Annotated in this window: 4 protein-coding genes; all 4 read left to right on the forward strand. The window is 71.7% G+C overall.

Features of this window, described 5'->3' with window-relative positions; genetic code table 11:
- On the forward strand, window positions 1–629 hold a 629-nt coding region (rimP, locus tag ABD211_RS19335; RefSeq protein ID WP_344133592.1), incomplete at its 5' end, for a ribosome maturation factor RimP.
- Window positions 626–1,630: a transcription termination factor NusA gene (gene nusA, locus ABD211_RS19340; protein ID WP_344133596.1), complete on the forward strand. Its 1,005-nt coding sequence runs from the start codon at window positions 626–628 to the stop codon at window positions 1,628–1,630. The genes rimP and nusA, both read left to right, overlap by 4 nt.
- Window positions 1,631–1,790: 160 nt before the next feature.
- Window positions 1,791–2,138 carry a YlxR family protein gene (locus ABD211_RS19345; protein WP_425560464.1) on the forward strand — a complete coding sequence of 116 codons (348 nt, stop codon included), beginning with the start codon at window positions 1,791–1,793 and terminating at the stop codon, window positions 2,136–2,138.
- Between the two features lie 91 nt (window positions 2,139–2,229).
- Window positions 2,230–2,696, forward strand: a 467-nt coding sequence (locus tag ABD211_RS19350; protein WP_344133602.1) for a translation initiation factor IF-2 N-terminal domain-containing protein, incomplete at its 3' end; no start/stop codon positions are given.

Here is a 2,696-nt window from a genome sequence, read left to right on the forward strand (position 1 = left end):
CGGCCGCCGCGCCGCGCGGCGGACGTGACGATCTGACCGCCCAGCGGGCGCGCCTGCAGGAGGTCATCGAGCCCGTGGTCCGCCAGATCGGCTTCGACCTGGAGGAACTCAAGATCTCGCGGATGGGTCGCACGCACGTGGTGCGGGTCATCGTCGACGGCGAGGACGGGGTGAGCCTCGACGATGTGGCGGAGATCTCGCGGGCCGCGTCGGCGGCGCTGGACGAGGCCGAGCTGAGCGGTGGCGCGTTCACCGTCGACGCGTACCAGCTCGAGGTGAGCTCGCCGGGGGTCGACCGGCCGCTCACCCTGCCCCGGCACTGGCGCCGCAACGTCAACCGGCTGGTCAAGGTCAAGGCCGGGGAGAAGATGCTGACCGGCCGGGTGGTGGCGGTCGGTGCCACCGGCGTGACGCTGGACGTCAGCGGGGCCCGGCACGAGGTGCCCTTCGGGGAGCTGGGCCCGGGCCACGTCCAGATCGAGTTCGCCCGCCTGGCGGACCTCGCCGAGGCCGACTTCGGCGAGGAGTTCGCGGCCGACGAGGACGATGACTCCTCCGACGACGATGACGAGTTGATCATCGATGAGATGATCGATGACGAGGACGGAAAGGGAAGGGACGAGGCGTGAACATCGACCTCGCCGCGCTGCGCGCGCTTGCGCAGGAGCGCGAGATACCGGTCGAGACGATTCTCGCCGCGATCGAGACCGCACTGCTCACGGCGTACCGCCACACGGACCACGCGCACCCGCACGCGCGCGTGGAGATCGACAAGGCGGGCGTCGCGACCGTCTACGCCCAGGAGTACGGCCCGGAGGGCGAGCTGCTGCGCGAGTGGGACGACACCCCGCACGACTTCGGCCGCATCGCCGCGATGACGGCCAAGCAGGTCATCCTGCAGCGCCTGCGCGAGGCCACGGACGAGGTCCACTACGGCGAGTACGTGGGCCGCGACGGCGACCTTGTGACGGGGATCATCCAGGCGCACGAGGGCCGCTCCGAGAAGGGCATCGTGAGCGTCGACCTCGGCAAGCTGGAGGCCATGCTGCCGAACGCCGAGCAGGTGCCCGGCGAGGTCTACGAGCACGGCCAGCGCATCAAGTGCGTGGTCGTGCACGTGGCCAAGGGCTTCCGGGGTCCCCAGGTGACCCTGTCGCGGTCGCACCCGAGCCTGGTCAAGAAGCTGTTCGCCCTGGAGGTCCCGGAGATCGCCGACGGCACCGTCGAGATCGCGGCGATCGCCCGTGAGGCAGGTCACCGCACGAAGATCGCGGTGCGCTCGGCGGCCCCCGGCGTGAACGCCAAGGGTGCCTGCATCGGGCCCATGGGCGCGCGGGTGCGGGCCGTGATGAGCGAGCTCAACGGCGAGAAGATCGATATCATTGACTGGTCCGATGACCCGGCGAGCTTTGTCGGCAACGCGTTGTCGCCGGCCAAGGCGCTGCGCGTCGAGGTCGTCGACGAGGCCAGCCGTACGGCCCGGGTCACGGTGCCGGACTTCCAGCTGTCGCTCGCGATCGGCCGGGAAGGGCAGAATGCCCGGCTCGCGGCCCGCCTGACCGGTTGGCGTATCGATATCCGTCCGGACACCGAGGCGGCCGCCGCCCCGGCCGCTGCTGTCGGGGACTGAGCCGGCCGGCGGCAACGTCGGGCGCACGGGGTAGACTTGTTCAGTGGTACGTCGTGCGCGGTCGGCCGCACATTCGACGGCGGTGCCAGCTGGGGATTCAGACGGTGCGTCGGGACCGGCCCTCCGGGGGTCGGGGTCCGGCACGGTGTCCGTGCCCGTGGTGCGCACCTGCGTCGGCTGTCGGCAGCGTGCGACCGCCTCCCAACTGCTTCGAGTCGTTGCCTCGGCGGTCGCTGACCAGGCGCCGTCAGGCGACGGGGTCGCGGTCGGGTCGCCCGCGTGGCGGCTCGTGCCCGACCAGGCTCGCAGGTTGCCGGGTCGCGGTGCTCATCTGCATCCCGATCTGGCCTGCTTCGCGCAGGCGGAGCGGCGACGCGCCTTCGGGCGCGCGTTGCGGTTGACCGGCGTCGTCGACGCCGGCCCGGTCGCGGCGTATGTCGGAGCGGTAGGACACACCGGTGGTGGGGCCCGCCCACCCGGAGAACGCAAGGTAGGACGACACACATGAGCACCCGATGAAGTCACTGAAATGATCAGGCTTCACGTGCCCTAGTGAGGTCGAGCGGGGGCTGCCCGCCGACCTCTGGATGAGGAGTGCAGTGGCAGGCAAGCCCCGCGTACACGAGCTCGCGAAGGAGCTCGGGGTTGACAGCAAGACAGTGCTCGCGAAGTTGACCGAGATGGGCGAGTACGTCAAGTCGGCGTCGAGCACCATCGAGGCTCCCGTCGCGCGCCGGCTGCGGGAGGTCTTTGTTCCCTCCGCGGCCGCACCGTCGGCAGCACCGGCAGCGCCCAGCGGCGCGCCGAAGTCGCCGGCGTCAACAGCTCGGCCCGCACCGCCGAAGAAGGCGGCGCCGGCAGCACCAGCTCGTAAGACGGCCGTGCCGACCCCGCCGCCGGCGGCGGTCAAGCCGACGAGCGCGCATGACATCGAGGTGGCGGCCGCCGAGGCGCGCGCCGCGGCCCTCAAGGCCGAGCAGGAGGCCGCCGTGAAGGCGGCCCAGCAGCGCGGCCCCGCGCCGACCAAGCCGCCGGTGCCCGGCCCGAAGCCGGTGGTTCCGCCGGC

It is taken from the genome of Luedemannella flava (assembly GCF_039528515.1).
GTDB classification, from domain to species: Bacteria; Actinomycetota; Actinomycetes; order Mycobacteriales; family Micromonosporaceae; genus Luedemannella; species Luedemannella flava.